Annotated in this window: 17 protein-coding genes; 13 read left to right on the top strand and 4 right to left on the bottom strand. The window is 47.7% G+C overall.

What is annotated here, in order from left to right; genetic code table 11:
- Positions 1–103: 103 nt before the first annotated feature.
- The 5 genes from hxpB to BM202_RS36795 all read left to right on the top strand — a co-directional run bounded on the left by hxpB (position 104) and on the right by BM202_RS36795 (position 4,916).
- A complete protein-coding gene (hxpB, locus tag BM202_RS28375) occupies positions 104–793 on the top strand; it encodes a hexitol phosphatase HxpB (RefSeq protein WP_093832584.1) in 690 nt (229 codons plus the stop codon).
- 37 nt (positions 794–830) lie between these two features.
- A complete protein-coding gene (locus BM202_RS28370; protein WP_093832582.1) occupies positions 831–1,667 on the top strand; it encodes a PhzF family phenazine biosynthesis protein in 837 nt (278 codons plus the stop codon).
- Between the two features lie 669 nt (positions 1,668–2,336).
- Complete coding sequence (gene hemW, locus BM202_RS28365) at positions 2,337–3,461, top strand: radical SAM family heme chaperone HemW (RefSeq protein ID WP_093832580.1); 1,125 nt, start codon at positions 2,337–2,339, stop codon at positions 3,459–3,461.
- Between the two features lie 102 nt (positions 3,462–3,563).
- Positions 3,564–4,418, top strand: a complete 855-nt coding sequence (gene mtgA / locus BM202_RS28360) for a monofunctional biosynthetic peptidoglycan transglycosylase (protein ID WP_177236707.1) — start codon at positions 3,564–3,566, stop codon at positions 4,416–4,418.
- 24 nt (positions 4,419–4,442) lie between these two features.
- Positions 4,443–4,916 carry a hypothetical protein gene (locus BM202_RS36795; RefSeq protein ID WP_143100773.1) on the top strand — a complete coding sequence of 158 codons (474 nt, stop codon included), beginning with the start codon at positions 4,443–4,445 and terminating at the stop codon, positions 4,914–4,916.
- A 40-nt stretch (positions 4,917–4,956) separates the two neighbouring features.
- Here the strand turns inward: BM202_RS36795 and BM202_RS28350 are convergent, their stop codons facing one another.
- Positions 4,957–5,310: a hypothetical protein gene (locus tag BM202_RS28350; protein WP_093832577.1), complete on the bottom strand. Its 354-nt coding sequence runs from the start codon at positions 5,308–5,310 to the stop codon at positions 4,957–4,959.
- 61 nt (positions 5,311–5,371) lie between these two features.
- Between BM202_RS28350 and BM202_RS28345 the strand changes: the two genes are divergently transcribed.
- Positions 5,372–5,833: an OsmC family protein gene (locus BM202_RS28345; RefSeq protein WP_093832575.1), complete on the top strand. Its 462-nt coding sequence runs from the start codon at positions 5,372–5,374 to the stop codon at positions 5,831–5,833.
- Positions 5,834–5,990: 157 nt separating this feature from the next.
- Entirely contained in the window at positions 5,991–6,785 is a 795-nt protein-coding gene (locus BM202_RS28340; protein ID WP_093832573.1) for a thymidylate synthase, read from the top strand.
- A 69-nt stretch (positions 6,786–6,854) separates the two neighbouring features.
- Here the strand turns inward: BM202_RS28340 and BM202_RS28335 are convergent, their stop codons facing one another.
- From BM202_RS28335 to BM202_RS28325, 3 genes are read right to left on the bottom strand one after another with little or no spacing between them, the layout of a single operon-like run.
- The gene (locus BM202_RS28335; protein WP_093832571.1) at positions 6,855–7,745 is read right to left on the bottom strand and encodes an FAD-dependent monooxygenase; all 891 of its coding nucleotides are present in this window, start codon (positions 7,743–7,745) and stop codon (positions 6,855–6,857) included.
- A 6-nt stretch (positions 7,746–7,751) separates the two neighbouring features.
- Complete coding sequence (locus tag BM202_RS28330; protein WP_093832569.1) at positions 7,752–8,027, bottom strand: hypothetical protein; 276 nt, start codon at positions 8,025–8,027, stop codon at positions 7,752–7,754.
- Between the two features lie 28 nt (positions 8,028–8,055).
- Positions 8,056–8,361 (bottom strand): 2TM domain-containing protein, encoded by a 306-nt coding sequence (locus BM202_RS28325; RefSeq protein WP_093832567.1) that lies wholly within the window; start codon positions 8,359–8,361, stop codon positions 8,056–8,058.
- Between the two features lie 133 nt (positions 8,362–8,494).
- Here BM202_RS28325 and BM202_RS28320 point away from each other — a divergent pair, with 133 nt between their 5' ends.
- The 6 genes from BM202_RS28320 to BM202_RS28295 all read left to right on the top strand — a co-directional run bounded on the left by BM202_RS28320 (position 8,495) and on the right by BM202_RS28295 (position 16,911).
- Positions 8,495–10,222: a helix-hairpin-helix domain-containing protein gene (locus BM202_RS28320; RefSeq protein ID WP_093832565.1), complete on the top strand. Its 1,728-nt coding sequence runs from the start codon at positions 8,495–8,497 to the stop codon at positions 10,220–10,222.
- Between the two features lie 137 nt (positions 10,223–10,359).
- On the top strand, positions 10,360–12,768 hold the full coding sequence (locus BM202_RS28315) for a TonB-dependent receptor (RefSeq protein WP_093832563.1): 2,409 nt from the start codon (positions 10,360–10,362) through the stop codon (positions 12,766–12,768).
- Positions 12,768–13,838, top strand: coding sequence for a DUF4249 domain-containing protein (locus BM202_RS28310; RefSeq protein WP_093832561.1), 1,071 nt, complete (start codon positions 12,768–12,770; stop codon positions 13,836–13,838). The genes BM202_RS28315 and BM202_RS28310 overlap by 1 nt, the downstream gene beginning before the upstream one ends.
- 6 nt (positions 13,839–13,844) lie before the next feature.
- Entirely contained in the window at positions 13,845–14,936 is a 1,092-nt protein-coding gene (locus tag BM202_RS28305; protein WP_245776816.1) for a DUF4249 domain-containing protein, read from the top strand.
- A gap of 52 nt (positions 14,937–14,988) precedes the next feature.
- Positions 14,989–15,987 (top strand): glycosyltransferase family 9 protein, encoded by a 999-nt coding sequence (locus tag BM202_RS28300; protein WP_093832559.1) that lies wholly within the window; start codon positions 14,989–14,991, stop codon positions 15,985–15,987.
- Between the two features lie 78 nt (positions 15,988–16,065).
- Positions 16,066–16,911, top strand: a complete 846-nt coding sequence (locus BM202_RS28295; protein ID WP_093832557.1) for a ThuA domain-containing protein — start codon at positions 16,066–16,068, stop codon at positions 16,909–16,911.
- Positions 16,912–17,023 lie beyond the last annotated feature (112 nt).

Below are 17,023 nucleotides of genomic sequence, written 5' to 3'. Positions count from 1 at the left end.
AGTTGAACAGTCAATCAGCCAGCTAGTGACTATAAAGAAGCGTACTTGACAGATTGACTGGCTAATTCAGTACTTAATTGACTCACAGACTTATACCTTAATTTTGATACAGGCAGCAATATTTGATATGGATGGGCTGCTGGTGGACTCAGAACCCCACTGGCGAGCTATGGAACGGGTTGTGTTTGATACGGTTGGCCTATCCTTAACTGACGACCAATGCAAACAAACAACTGGATTGCCAATACTGGAAGTAGTGCGTTATTGGTTTGCCCGGGCTCCCTGGACGGAGCAGGCGGCAGCGGGTCGCACCCATGAGGATCTTGCCGACGCGATTACTGATGGCGTTCATGAACGTATTGCCACGATGGCCGAGCCCATGCCGGGCGCCCTGGAAACCCTGGATTTTTTTGCTAGTCGGGGCATCCCGACTGCCATTGCCTCGGCCTCGCCCATGAGTTTGATTGAGGTTGTTGTGACCCGGTTGGGTATTCGTGATGCCCTGACGCTCTGGCACTCGGCTACACTGGAGGCTCACAATAAACCCGCTCCAGACGTGTATCTGGGTACGGCTCGAAAACTGCATGTATCACCCGCTAATTGTCTGGCGTTTGAAGACTCGGGAAGTGGATTAAAATCAGCGTATGACGCTGGTATGCGTGTGGTGGCTGTCCCGGCAGCTTTTGAATATGATGACGCTAAATTTTCCATTGCCACGATTAAATTGCCTTCGTTAACGGCATTCTCGATCGATACGTTCGATGCCTTGCAGACCCAAGAGTACTATTCCTAACTTCATAAGCGTGCTTAGGTGCACACCCTAAAATCACATGCGTATTTACCAACTCGATGCCTTTACCGACAAGCTGTTTGCCGGGAATCCGGCAGCTGTTGTTCCGTTGGCAGAATGGCTCCCCGACGAACAGATGCAGAAAATAGCCGCTGAAAACAACCTTGCTGAAACGGCCTTTTACGTAAAAACAGGTGAAGCTCACTACCACATTCGTTGGTTTACGCCCTCCCTGGAGGTAGACTTATGCGGGCATGCTACGTTAGCTACTGGATATGTCGTTTTTTTCCTGGAAAAAAATCAGGCAGGTGCGGTACCCGCAGATGATGAATCGAATGATCAGATTTTTTTCGATTCCCGCAGTGGTTTACTGAAGGTTTGCCGGAGTAGTGATGGCTGGCTGACGCTCGACTTCCCCGCCGATATAGTGCAAAAAGCCAACCTGCAACCGCCCGCCCTTCTTGCCAGCGTTCACGAGAAACCACTGGCGGTCTACAAAGGCAAAACCGACTACATGTTGATTTATGAAAATCAGGCGCAGATCGAAGCCTTGTCTCCAGATTTTCGCGAAATGAGTACCGTACCGGCTCGGGGTATCATTGTGACCGCGCCGGGTAGCCCTGATTCCGGAGTTGACTTTGTGTCCCGATTTTTTGGGCCACAGGTAGGCATTGATGAAGATCCGGTAACGGGATCAGCCCATACAACGCTGGTGCCGTATTGGGCCGAAAAACTTGGTAAAAATGACCTTATTGCGCGTCAGCTCTCTAAACGGGGCGGTTACCTCCGTTGCAAACTCAATGACCATGCCAGTCCGAACAGGGTTGATATTTCGGGGCAGGTACAGTTATACCTGACGGGCGAAATCAGCGAATAAGAACCTTAGTTTAGTCAGTCGTCAGGATGCATTTGGTCTGCATCCTGACGACTTTTTTATTTGTCATATTCCAGTTACCGACTTTTGAAAAATATCAACTTAATCATAGCCAGAACGTGTGCCTGAGGGCAAGGTCATTGTTGGTAACTTAGAAAAAGAGAAATACGATTTTTCTCACAAATTTAATTTGTAATAAATCTAAATAACTTATCTTTGTCTCCGTAAACAACAAGCTAGAATGACTGCCGAATCAATTTCTTCTGATTGCCTTACTCCATTGGCTGAATCAAAATCACTGATTCAGTCTAACCCATTTCTGGGACATGAGTGCGTGTTGAAGAAGTGCTGCAAGAAGTACAAAAAGGGCAAGCGTTGCAAGAAATGCCCAGACGATTAAGGCTTGTTCTGCCGTAAACGTAATCCTTTCGATAATACCGACCGATAGAAATTCCCTACGGGAATCTACGACGTTCTTCTTTCTAACATCACGAAAAAAGGCACTGATCGCCCTGCCCGCAGTCGTTTTCGTGGACAAATTCCTGGTTGGACTGATGTCCCAACGGCCTGATTGATGCTGTCTGCACTCGTATTCTAAACTACGAACGGGCTATCATTCTACAGAGGGCCTTGCAAAGGAACCCATCGCCTGACTTTGTTGTCATTACGTTGATGCACCTCTATTTGCACATACCGTTCTGTAAACAGGCCTGTCACTATTGCGACTTCCATTTTAGCACGAGCCTGAGTCAGAAATCGTCGTTGGTCGACGCGCTGTGTCAGGAAATAATCCTGCAAAAAGACTACCTGCCCATTAAAAGCCTAGAGACGATTTATTTCGGTGGGGGGACACCTTCCCTGCTGACCGAGGCCGAATTAGTACAGATTTTTACGACGATACGTACCCACTTTACGGTTTCGCCCACAGCCGAAATCACGCTCGAAGCCAATCCTGATGATTTGTCGGTGGAGACACTCCACATGCTCCGTCGATACGTCAACCGCCTGAGCATTGGGATTCAAACATTTGACGAAGCTACGCTCCGCTGGATGAATCGCGCCCACACCGCTATTGAAGCCGAAAGCTGCGTTTGGCAGGCACGAGAGGCCGGTTTCGAGAACATGAGCGTTGATCTGATTTATGGTATTCCGAATCGGGAAAAAACGCTTTGGCAAACGGACCTGCAAAAAGCACTCGCACTCGACGTACCACACTTGTCGGCCTATGCACTGACTATTGAACCTGATACGGCCTTCGGACGGTGGCAAAAGAAGGGTAAACTCCCGCCCGCGGATGAATCTCTGGCTGCCGAACAGTTCGAAGAATTGACAAAAGCGCTGACTGACAAGGGCTACGAACATTACGAAATCTCGAATTTTGCGCGACCTGAGCAATATGCCCGCCATAATACGGCTTACTGGCAACGTCGGTCGTATCTGGGCGTAGGACCAAGCGCCCATTCCTACAATGGTTTTTCGCGGCAATATAACGTAGCGAACAACGCTCGTTACATCGCCGAGATCAGGCAGGGAAGACTGCCCGCCGAAGTGGAAGAATTAACTGTTGTTGATCAGGTAAATGAATACCTGTTGACGGGTTTGCGAACCCAGTGGGGGTGTTCACTTAGTGAATTAACTACCTTACTTGGGGAGGACTTCGCCCAAAAGCAAACGCATGACCTGGCAGCTATGTACGCGTCGGGCTGGCTTATCCGCAATAGCAATGATCGTCTGCAACTGACCGGTGCGGGCAAACTCTTCGCCGATCGGGTTGCTGCTACGTTGTTTGTTGAGTAAAGAACAAGCAACAATATTTCGATAATATTAGCCTTAATCATGAGCTGAAGTGCGGGTTTCCACCCACTTTACTATTATTTTCGCGGAACAGATTGTAGCCGCATGAGTACCAAGCGTCCAGCTAATACCTTCCGAAATGGCCCCCCGCAGCCGCGTCCCAAAGCGACCCTTGGGTCTACTAAGGCGCTACCAAAGACCGTGAGCAGTCGGGTGAAGTCGTCATCCCGATGGGGGTGGGTGCGTCAGTACATGCGTGATCGGCCATTGGTGGAGCGGATCTACAGGGTTACGCTCAAGGTGGTGCTGTGGCTATTTTTGAGTTCCATTGGTGCGGTCATTGTGCTGAAATACGTACCGGTTTGGGTAACTCCTTTAATCGTTTCGCGCTGGGTAGATACGTTTGGTACGGACGAAAGCAGTCATGTGTACAAGAAATGGCGCTCATATGATACCATCAGTAAAGAGGTCGCGTTAGCCGTAGTAGCTTCCGAAGATCAGGATTTCCCGACGCACTGGGGCTTTGACTTCGACGAGATCAAGGATGCCATGAAGGAAAACGAGACCCGAAAACTACCACGTGGCGCCAGTACTATTTCGCAGCAAGTAGCTAAAAACGTATTCCTATGGAACGGTCGCAGCTACATTCGTAAGGGCCTGGAAGTATATTTTACCGCGTTAATTGAATTAGTGTGGGGCAAGAAACGCATTCTGGAAGTGTACCTGAACGTAGCGGAAACCGGTCCAATGACCTTTGGGGTTGAAGCAGCTTCACAACGCTATTACGGGCACTCAGCCGAATCACTTTCCCGAAATGAAGCGGCCCGCATGGCCGCCGTATTGCCCAACCCACGCCTGTTCTCGATCAGTAATCCGTCGAATTATGTACAGCGTCGGACGCGTCAAATCGCGAAGCAAATGAGGTATTTAGGTGGACAGAAATACATTCGAAATTTGTAAACGTTTAGGCAACAGCTCTACGGCTTGCTTCTTTTCGGAAGGCAATTATTGGCCGTTTACAGTTCAGGTCCAATTGGGCGTAGAGAAAATCACCCTTTCCATGAACCTGATTCATTAAAAGTTGATAAGAAATATCAAAAAATTCTAGCTTTCTCGTGGCTTTTTATTCGAGAGTGCGTCAAAGGGGAACGACCACCATTCGTTTTCAACATGACAGAATATAATTTAAATAAATTGACCAGAAGGAAGTTAATTAACCTTGCTTTTACCTCAGCCGCGTTTTTGGCAGAAGTCACCCAACCAGCTTTCAAACTTGAATTGTATTATTTCGAAGGCCATTTTATCGAAGTAAGTTATCGTAAAAAAAAGCCCGTGAATGAGGCTGTTCATTGGCAAATTTGTACGGTCAATCACTTTCCTGACAGCCCGGATAACACCAACTATTTAACGATTTATCTTACGCAGATTACGTTGCCTATGGGTAAGATGAAAAATTGAGTGCAACCAGTGAATACAGGCGGTTTGGAAATCCTTCGACTCAGAATGAACCCCGTCCAAAAATATGACCCAGTGTGATCGGTTCGTTGTGCAAAATGAAGAAATAGACCAATGCTGCTAGCGCTAAGTAGCTAAAGGCCAGCCATTTTCTTTTTTGTGCAAACTCAATTGGGTGATGGTAGTAGTCATAAATCATGGAGGCTGACAAACCCATGACCATCAGGAAGAACGAGAATACGCCAAAATCTGTTCGATACATACTTACCGACTGCATAAATCGTGCGCCCGACACGATGTAAAGCAGCCAGCAGCCGAAACCCGCCCGGTACAAGTACACGCTTAACCGCCGGTCGTTTTTGAGGTCGAAGAGGTCGTCGGTGAATTTTTCGGACATGATTTAACTTACTTTGAGCTGGTGAAAATAAACACTTTACCTGATAAACGCAAAAAAGACAATGCTTGATTCACAACCGGTTGCCATAGTTCAGGAATTTAATACAATGCAGGTCGAGTTAGTACGTGTAGACGATGCGTTCCACTTCGAAGCCCTCGGTAAGTCGGGCGTCGCGCAACACATAGATGGCGCAGTCGATATTGGCGGCCATAACGCTGGAGCGAGACCCATGGAAATGTTGCTGATGGGATTGGCAGGTTGCTCGGCTATCGACGTGATTCTGATTCTGCAAAAACAAAAGCAGGTGATCGAAGACTTCCGGCTCAAAGTGGATGGCCTGCGCGAAAAGGACGCCATACCCGCGCCCTTCAAAAAAATTCATATTACCTATCTGCTTAAAGGTCAGCTAAACGCCGACAAAGTGAAGCGCGCCATTGACCTTTCTATGGACAAATACTGCTCGGCAACGGCTCAATTCCGCCCGTCGGCTGATATTACGTATTCGTTTGAGATTAATGAGTAGGTAAACACCGAGTAAAGAAGAGATAAAAGCAGAGAACACCGAGAAAGGTATTTGCTCTGTAATAGTGACTTATTTAACCCCGATTCCACAATGGAATCGGGGTTTATTTTTTACGTCAGCGTTTGGCTTACTACGTTTGACTTCCGACTTTTGTTCAATGCAACAATACCATGATCTGCTTCGCCATATTCTCAAAGATGGCACGCGCAAAACTGACCGTACGGGCACGGGCACCATCAGCGTTTTTGGCTACCAGATGCGCTTCAATCTACAGGAAGGCTTTCCGCTGCTGACCACCAAAAAAGTACATACGAAGTCCATTATTCATGAACTGCTTTGGTTTGTGAAGGGTGACACGAACATTAAATACCTGAAAGACAACGGTGTGTCGATTTGGGATGAATGGGCAGATGAGAATGGTGATCTGGGTCCGGTGTATGGCAAACAATGGCGCAGTTGGGCCGCGCCCAATGGACAGCTTATCGACCAGTTGCAGGACGTATTGAAGCAACTTAAAAACTCACCTGATTCGCGCCGGATGATTATTTCGGCCTGGAATCCCGCCGATGTTCCTAGTATGGCGCTGCCTCCCTGCCATTTGTTGATGCAGTTCTATGTAGCGGATGGCAAGCTCTCCTGCCAGCTTTACCAACGTAGCGCCGACGTATTTCTGGGCGTTCCCTTCAACATTGCCAGCTATGCATTATTGACGATGATGATTGCGCAGGAATCCGGCTACATCGCTCACGAATTTATCTGGACTGGTGGTGATACACATCTGTATCTGAATCACTTAGAGCAGGTTGAGACGCAACTTTCCCGTGAGCCACGTCCATTGCCAACCATGCGTCTGAATCCAGACGTAGCGTCGGTTTTTGACTTTACATACGAAGATTTTACCCTCGAAAATTACAATCCATATCCGGCTATTAAAGCGCCTGTGGCGGTGTAGGCAATTGAGAGTAGTGAACGTTTGCATATTTTATGAATGACTCCTTAACGTTCACTCTATTTTGTTGGCCTAGTTGACTTTATAAGAATATACCCAATCCATTTTTTTTGCTTCGTATTTTACTAAAAACGGCAAAAGTAAATCCCTGAAAAATTGTTGAAATTTACTGGGGACAGTTTTGCTGTCCCCCACTTTTCTCGCTTCCCGAACTATTTTTTGCACTCTGGCTTGTCGTACCGATTGAAACTTCTCAAAGGCTGTTTCCACCGTGGCGAGGTCTCTAATACATTGTGCCAAAACGATGGTGTCTTCCAGGGCCAATGACGCACCCTGACCAATGTGAGGGGCTGTGGCATGAGCAGCGTCACCTATCAGACAAACGCGCCCTTTGTGCCAATTCGCCAAAAAGGGAATGTCATAAATTGGATAAAGCTCAATGGCATCGGCCGATTTTATAATGTCTGCAATGGGTTTTGGATCGTTCTTGTGCAGCTCTAGCAGCGTATTTTTGAGTTGACTCATGTCGATAGTGTTCAACTCATTTCTCGCTGGTTCTTTTGCGTGCGAAATGTTATTGAACCACCAGATTTCGCCCAAGTTAGAAACGGCATACGCAAAAAATGATTTCTCCCCGAAGGTCATACGGATCGAACCATATAAATCCGCTACGTTATCCAATTTCGTGAAACCGCCCGTTGACAGCAAACCGGTATACGCTATATTGGGCGCATTGGGAAATATCGCTTTTCGTGTTGCCGAATGAATGCCGTCACAGCCGATTATGAAATCGGCCGTTGCTGTTGTTGCATCATCGAAAATAGCCGTTGCCGATTGTTCGGTTTGTGTAATAGCCATTAGCTTTTTGCCCAGCTCTATCTTTATCCCCTCCTCAATGGCTACGTTACGGAGCGCTTTATTGAGCAAGCCTCTTTTTAATTGAACAGTTTCGGCTCCATACAATTCGGTTTAGCTGGCATTGTCAATTTCACCAATTTGTTTATTTTTTGCATTGAAGAAGGTCATTTTTCCGGGTGTGTAGTCTGATAAAATCGTCTCAAGAGTTATGAACTCGTTAAGCACATTCAACCCGTTTGGTGAAATACCTAAAAAAGCGCCGGTATCATCTCTGTGCCGGGTTTGTGCTTCATAAATAGTGGCTTCAATGCCTATCTTTTTTAGAAATAAAGCCATTGCCGGGCCGGAAATTCCACCGCCAATTATGATTGCTTTTGACCTGTTCACGGGTGTTGGTTTGTTTTTAGCTACATTCTTACCCTTGCTGATTGACTAGCTTCCGATATTCTTCTTCAATCAGGTTGTGTTCGCGATTTCGGTACACGGCGAAATAATGTGACGCTAGTCCAATGCCCCAGCCGATCATAGGGAAAAACGGCCAGGGGAAGATAAAACCGTGGTGACCCGATGACTGAAAAGCAAAGCTGGTCAGTGCCCAGATGAGCCAGAGCCCTGCATTAACAAGCAGATACGTTTGGAGATGCATTCGAAAGCCGACGCGGGCTTTGGCCTGTTTCCATAAGTAGGGGTCACGTTCGGGAGTTGTTGTGGTCGATTCCATGAGATTGAGATTGGTTTTAATTGATAATCAGGCCGTTTTATTTGCTGACGAAGTAAAGGTATGGGGACCTTGTGGCGCAGTTCTCTAAAATCTGACCGATTGCCTAACTTGCGGAGTAAATTGCCTTTTTTGTATGACTAATTCCGAAATCGTTGACCTGCTTGAACTGACCGGCCGGTTAATGGAACTCCACGACCGCGATACGTTCAAGACGCGGTCTTTCCAGACAGCCGCGTTTAATTTAGATAAATCAACGGCCGACCTATCTAATTTGCCCGTTGAAGAACTGGTTAAATTACAGGGTGTTGGCAAGTCTGTTGCGCAGAAGATTCGTGAAATTGCTGAAACGGGTCGCCTGACCGACCTGGACGAACTATTGGCCGAAACACCACCTGGTGTGCTGGATATGTTTCGTATCAAAGGGCTGGGTGTCAAGAAAGTACGTACACTCTGGCGGGAGCTAGGCATCGACAATCTCCATGACCTGCAAGTGGCGGGCGAAAACGGCGAGATTGCGAAAATCAAAGGATTTGGGGCCAGCACACAGGAGAAAATTCTGGCTGCCCTTGAGTTTTTGCAGGAACAGCAGGGAAAAGTTCGCATGGATAAAGCCGCGATGATCGCTAATCTGTTGCGGGACGAATTGACCAAGCATTTCGAGCGCGTTGAAATAAGCGGACAGGTTCGGCGCAAAGCGCAGGAGGTGGATACTGTTCAAGTGCTGGTGCAAACCAACAATCCCGTTTCGGCCATGCTGACGCTCGGTCAACTACCGAATCTGGAGCAGAACGAGTTGGAGTCGTCACCGTTTGCATGGCGGGGGAAACTGGCCGGTTTCGACGTATTGGTCGAGATACTTTTATATCCGGCCGAGCAGATCAATCGCCAATTGTTCATCAATACGGCTGCCGACGCTCATTTAAAACAAGCGGGACCCGGTGGCACGTCGTTATTGCAGTCGGCCTATACCGGTTCATACGTAGCAGAAAATCAGTCGGTTGACCAAGTGGAAAACGCTATTTACGAACGCGCTGGTCTGCCATATATCGTTCCTGAAATGCGGGAAGATGAGTTTGCCTTTCGCTGGGCCAGAAATCACCGGAACGACGAACTCGTTACCTGGGACGATCTGCGCGGTACGCTCCACAATCACAGTACGTGGTCGGATGGTAAACAGTCGGTTGCCGATATGGCGGCTTACTGCCGCAAACTGGGCTTAACGTATTTTGGCATCGCCGATCACTCAAAAACGGCTTCCTATGCCGGTGGACTGGATGCCGAACGTGTGCGCCAGCAACAGATTGAAATTGATCGACTTAACGCCGGTTTTGGTGCTGACTTCCGGATTTTTAAAGGGATCGAGTCTGATATTCTGGGCGATGGTTCATTAGATTACGATGATGAGACGCTGGCCACCTTCGACTACGTAGTGGCATCGGTTCACCAAACCCTGACTATGTCGTTCGAAAAGGCAACGACGCGGTTGCTGCGGGCTATTGAAAATCCATACACCACCATTCTGGGTCATCCAACGGGCCGATTATTGCTCGCTCGCGAAGGCTACCCAATTGATCACCGGGCTATCATCGACGCCTGTGCCGAACACAACGTTATTATTGAAATCAACGCCAGTCCCTATCGGCTTGATATTGACTGGCATTGGATTGAGTATGCCATACAGCAGGGTGTCATGTTGAGCATCAACCCCGACGCCCACGATTTCGCCGGTTTACTGGATATGCACTATGGTGTCGCCATTGGCCGCAAAGGCGGTTTAACAAAAGCGATGACGTTTAATACGCTGACGTTGGAAGAGATGAGCGAGTATTTGCAGCAGCGCCGGGAGCAAATACGTAAATAGGATAAATAAGAGGATTAATTGTCGGTTAATGATCGATGGCAATAGGGTAAATCAGCCGACTTATCCCTTTATACCATTGATAGTAATCCATTGATACGTGCTTATTTGCCAAGTCTGCGCTTCCTAAACCCGGTTCTATGCGCTTTATATGTTTACTGGTAGTTTCGTTTTTTCTGCTCAACGAAGGAATAGCTCAAAAATCAACCCCAATCGAACCTAAACGTACATTTTCGGCGACAGGTTACGTACGGGATGCTAAGACGGGTAAACCCATTCAGGGAGCCAATATTGTTGTGCTGGACGTATCGAAAGGGTACGTAACGGCTAAAGATGGGTTTTACATTGTGCAATTGCCGCCCGGTAATTACATTCTCCGGTTCTCCCACATTGGTTACCGACCCCGTCAGGATACGATTTCCCTCGAAAAAACACTCTTCCGTGAGATTACAATGGAAGATGATGCCAAAGATCTGGAAGAGGTCGTGGTCACGAGTGAGACGCCCGACCGTAACGTGCGCAAGATCGAAATTGGTGTATCGCAGTTGACCATACGTAGCATTCGACGCATTCCACCTCTGATGGGGGAAGTGGATATTGTTCGGAGCCTGTTGCTACTGCCGGGCGTGACAACAGTGGGCGAGGGCGCACCCGGTTTTAATGTTCGGGGTGGTAGCGCCGATCAGAACCTGATTTTGTTCGATGATGCACCCGTGTTTAATTCGAGCCATTTGATGGGTTTTTTCTCCGTCTTTAACCCCGACGTCGTGCGCGACGTAACGCTGAATCGGGGTGGTGTCGCGGCTGCTTTCGGGGGCCGAGCCTCGTCGGTACTGGACGTGAAAATTAAGGAGCCGGATGCCGACAAATGGGGTATCAACGGAGGTATTGGCATTATTTCGAGCCGACTGGGTGTCGAGGGACCAATTATTAAAAAGAAGTTGTCGTTTCTGGCCGCAGCGCGCGGTTCGTTCAATGATTTTCTGTTCAAGCTGGCACCTCCGAATCTGCGTGGTACGACAGCGAACTTCTATGACCTGACGACCAAACTTAAGTATCAACCAAACGAACGTAACACGATTACATTAACGGGCTACGTAAGTACCGATGTGTTTAAACTCGCATCGGATTCCCTGTCGGGGCAGGAAATAAACGCGTCGTCGACGAAGTTCAACTACCAGACGACAAACGGTTCGCTGCACTGGAATTACTTTATGAGCAAGCAGGTGAACCTGGCCACGGCGGTTATTTTGAGTCACTATAAGGCTGACCTGTCGTCGTCTGATTCGTCTAATGCATTTGATTTGAAGTCTGGTGTCTGGCACCGGCAAATTAAGTCGGATCTGACGTACACGCCCAACGAAACGCACCAGTGGCAGGCGGGCATTAGTGCCATTGACTACCTGGTTCAACCCAATACCAGAATTCCCGGCCCGAACTCAAATGTGCTGCCTGTAGACCTTGACCGCGAACGGGCCTACGAACTGGCTGCCTACGTTCAGGACGAATGGAAGTTGAATGCAGACGTAGCAGTTATTGCCGGACTACGTTACTCGACACTACTAAATCGGGGACCGGCAACCGTACGAACGTATCAGGAAAACGGCTTTCCTCAAGACGAAACCGTCACTTCGACGCAAACATATGGAGCCGGTAAAATCTATCACACGGCGGGTGGGCTAGAACCACGCCTGGCCATTCGCTGGTCGGTGGGCGAGGGGCGGGCCATTAAGGCGGGATATAGCCGATTGCGCCAGTATATTCAGCAGGTAACAAATACAACGGCGGCTCTGCCAACTTCGCGCTGGCATCTGAGCGACATATATACGAAGCCAACGATTGCCGATCAGTGGTCATTGGGCTACTTCCGTAATACGGCCGATAATGCCATCGAAGCGTCGGGGGAGGTTTACTATAAAACCATCACCAATGCCATCGACTACCGCGATGGGGCCGAACTACAACTGGCGCAGGCGGTTGAAACTCAGATTGTACAGGGAACTGGACAGGCCTACGGATTTGAGGGGTTGCTACGTAAAAACAAAGGCCGCTGGACGGGTTTCATGAGTTATACGTACGCCCGCACGTTTCTGACGATGAATAGCCCCTATGCCAACGAACGGGTGAATAATGGGCTGGCGTATGCGGCTAACTACGATAAACCCCACACACTGAACGTTCTGGCTACCTATCGGCCAACGACCTGGTTTAGTATGTCATTCAATTTTACTTATAGCACCGGTCGGCCAACCACCCAGCCGTCGGCCATTGCCAGTGTGGCGGGCGTACTGGTGCCTATTTATATTGACCGCAACCAGCAGCGTGTTCCCGATTACCATCGGCTCGATTTTTCCATGACGTTTGAGCAAAATCCGCTCAAGAAAAAACGGAACCAGAGCAGTTGGGTTTTCTCGGTTTATAACGTCTACGCCCATAAAAATGCGTACTCAATCTTTTACAAGCTAAGTTCAGCTTCCTCCTCAGATGCCTACAAGCTGTCCATCTTCGGCACCGCGTTCCCATCGCTGACCTATAATTTTAAATTCTGATGAGACCTTCGGTATTTGTCTATGCTCAAGTGCTGCTCTGCCTACTGCTGGTCGTTTCGTGCATAACACCCTATAATCCTGACACGGTCAGTATTCCGCCATCGTTGATTGTTGAGGGGATGATTACGGATCAGCCGGGGCCTTATACCGTTAAACTGACCCGCACCGCCGATTTTTCGTACAAAAGTCTGAATCTGCTGGAAACGGGCGCTATAGTAACCATCTCGGACAACCTTGGCAATCAGGAAACTTTGACGGAGCAGTCGCCCGGCGGGAATTATCAGTCCAGCCCCACGGGAATCAGGGGCGTGGCGGGCCGAACCTACAAAATGACGATTAAAACGAAAGGTGGGGCTACTTACGAATCCGATCCAGAGTTGCTAAAAGCCGCGCCACCTATTGATCGAATCTACTATGAGTATAAGTATGTTCCTGGGTCGATCAACAATGGGAAAGCCAATACCTGGAATGTATACATTGATATGAAAGATCCCGCAACAACCGGTGATTATTATCGCTGGGAATGGACACATTACGAGTTTGTTGAAATCTGTCAAAAAGTATCATCAGTGGGTCAAAGTTCACCTATGGGTATTCCGTGTTGTTCAAACTGTTGGGATATTACTCGTTGCTACTCGAACTGCATCAATATTCTATCGGATGCGAATGTGAATGGTAATTCGATTAGTCGTCAGTTTATTCAGGAGGTATTCTATGAGGCCAGTACCCGCTACTACGTCGAAGTAACGCAACAATCGCTTAGTAAAGGTATTTATGAGTTCTTCAAGACGGCCAAGCAACAAGTGCAAAATACGGGTGGGCTGTTCGATGCTGCCCCAGGAAGTATTGGAGGAAATATACACGCAACATCAGATCCCAGCTTAAAAGTATACGGGTATTTCGGGGCTGCCGGCGAATCGATTGGATACCTGCTACTTGACCGAAGCGAAGCCGTCGGACCACCCGTTTCTTCAGCTGACCCGGTCGTCGTGAATCCAATGGCCGCCTGTGCCGTTTGTGCGAATAACCAATACCGAACACCAAATAAACCCCGCTGGTGGCAATTTTAACAAATCGTGAGAAAAACTACGGAGGCTATCAGGATAAATAATGGGCTATGGATCAATATACTGGTGATCCTGGTTAGTGCTGTTTCCTGCATAACGCCCTACCAGCCAGATACTATCAGCAATGTAAGCTCGCTGGTAGTGGAAGGTCAGATTACCGATCAGCCGGGACCTTATACGGTTAAATTAACCCGTACTGCCGACTACTCCTACAAAAGCTTGAATCTACTCGAAACGGGCGCTACGGTGACTATTTCGGACAATTTGGGAAATAAAGAAATCCTGAAAGAACAGCCGCCGGGCGGTACGTATCAGACCAGTGTTGCCGGTATACGTGGGATAGCAGGCCGTAGTTATAAACTGACGATTCAAACGAAAACAGGAACGAGTTACGAGTCGAGTCAGGAGGTTTTATCGGCTGCACCTGCCATTCAAAAATTATATTATGAATCAAACTATACACCGCCTTCGGGCATTGCAGCAGGCAAGCAAAGCTGGACTGTTTTTCTAGATTCAAAAGACCCGGACACCCTGGGTAATTACTACAAATGGAGCTGGACCCATTATGCCTTTACTGATGTTTGCCGGAAAACCTTTGTTCTTGGTCAGAATATGTACACGGGTATTCTGTGTTGTTCAGAATGCTGGGACATCAGTCGATGTTACACCTGTATCAACATCAATTCCGACCTGAATATCAATGGTAAAGCCATTAGTCGTCAACTGATAACCCAGGTGCCCTTCACCTCCAAAAGCCGTTATTACATCGAAATTGAGCAACAGGCCCTCAGTAAGGGGGCTTACCAGTTCTGGAAAAGTATTCAGCAATTAACCTCAACTACGGGAGGGCTATTTGATGCTGCACCATCGACTGTGAAGGGTAATTTGCGTTGTATTAACAAAGATAATGAGTTAGTATATGGCTATTTTGGCGCTACGGGCCTGTCGGCAAGTTACCTGTTGGTAGATCGTAGTGATGGGCAGGGTGAACCTACGGTAGATTTACCGGTAGTCGTGCCTTATCCTACTAATCCCAGCTGTGTTGTGTGCGAGAATAGTCTTTATCGAACGCCTAATAAACCGCGTTGGTGGACTAACTGATTGGTTTGGCGGCTTACTATAAATAAAATAGCTTTGTAAAAAAGATAGGGGCATGACTCGGTCGATCAGGATATTGGTTCTACAATTTGCGTCCATTGGCGATGTTGTACTGACAACGCCTGTTGTGCGTTGCCTGAAGAAGCAACTTCCCAATGCTGAGTTACATTTCTGTACGAAACGGGACTATGCGTCCTTGATCGCGTATAATCCATATATCAGGGAACAACACTATCTGGATGGGAATGTATATACGCTAATTCGCCAACTCCGTGCTGTCCGGTTTGACTACATCATCGACCTCCAGAATAATTTTTTTACAGGGCTGATTAAAGCATCGCTGGCGGTTCGATCCTTCAGTGTTGAAACACAATCGTTTCGTGAGTGGCTTTATGTCCGTTGGAAAATAAATGCGTTGCCTGATCAGCACATCGTGGAGCGTATGATGGCAACCGTTCAACCATTAGGCGTTGAAAACGATGGTAGGGGACTGGATTACGTCATTCCGTACAAAGATGAAATTGAAACCGACTGGCTTCCCATTACGCACCAGCACGACTTTGTGGCCTATGTCATTGGTGGTCAGCGCCTGACCCGACGGTTGCCGGTCAAACGCATGATTGAGCTTTGTCGTAAAATCAATTACCCGGTTGTGTTGCTGGGCGATAAAACTGACCGAACAGCGGGCGAGGAAATTGTGAAGGCGTTGGGAGAGCGGCAGATTTACAATGCCTGCGGCCACTATAACCTCAATCAGTCGGCGTCATTGCTGCAACGGGCACGGGTGGTATTCAGCCATGATACGGGCCTTATGCACATAGCCGCGGCCCTGGGCAAGAAAGTCTACTCCATCTGGGGCAGCACGACGCCCCAATTTGGGTTTTATCCCTACAAAACGCCCCATGTCCGGCTCGAAGCGTCTGGCTTAGGCTGTCGACCCTGTTCGGCTACAGGTTTGGGTAATTGCCCCATGAAGCATTTCAAGTGCATGAACAATCTTCCGTTTGATTTTGAAGTAAAAGAGCTGCGAACGAAGAAAAAGAACCTTGAGTAGTTGAAACAACGCTACGTGGAAAAACCGTTGCTTTAGTATTTTTTATACGTAGCATTCAGGTTGTAGCCTACGGAAATTATGATCCAATCCGCTAAAAAAATAATCCCGCTCTTTGCCTTTCTCCTTTATTTCGTTGCTACTGCTCAGGCACAAAAAAGTAATTCCAAATTCAATGTCATTGCTTTTTACACAGCTAAAAATGATAAGGCACATATTAGTTATGTGCATGAGGCAAATCGATGGTTTCCGAAGGTAGCGGCTGCGAATAATTTTACGTACGATTCGACCTCAAACTGGACTAATCTTAACGCCGAATTTCTATCTCACTATGCCGTCGTAATTTTTTTGGATACGCGTCCCGAAACACCTGAACAACGGGCTGCCTTCCAGAACTATATGGAGACGGGTGGCGCCTGGATGGGCTGTCATTTTGCGGCTTTTGCGTTGACGCCTTCTGCTTATCCGCAAAATTGGGACTGGTATCACAAAGAATTTTTAGGATCGGGTTCGTACGTAAGTAATACCTGGCGGCCTACATCGGCTATTTTGCGGGTGGAAGATCGAAAGCATCCCGCTATGAAGCGTCTGCCTGCTACGTTTAAATCGACACCGAATGAATGGTACATATGTCAGAACGATTTACGTACGAATCCCAATATAGACATACTGGTGTCAATTGATTCGACAAGCTTTCCGTTGGGTACTGGACCAAAATTACATGAGATCTGGCACAGTGGTTATTACCCAGTAGTCTGGACCAATAAAAAGTATAAAATGATCTATTTGAATATGGGCCACAACGATATAGACTACGAAAATAAAACGGATAAAGAACTGTCATTTACCTTTGAAAGTGATACACAGAATCGATTAATTGTTGACAGTTTGTTATGGCTGGGTACGGGCAAAAAGCACAAACAGTAACAATTGATCCCTAACTCTTTTACGGTAAAAATCTAGTTTGAAAGCGGTCAAATCGTACAGAAATGCATCCGGTCATTTATTAACTCATAAAGCAATCGCCTAACTTGCGCGC

It is taken from the genome of Spirosoma endophyticum (assembly GCF_900112365.1).
Taxonomy (GTDB): Bacteria; Bacteroidota; Bacteroidia; order Cytophagales; family Spirosomataceae; genus Spirosoma; species Spirosoma endophyticum.
The sequence above is the reverse complement of the archived record's forward strand: the minus strand, read 5'-3'. Positions and strand labels throughout refer to the sequence as shown.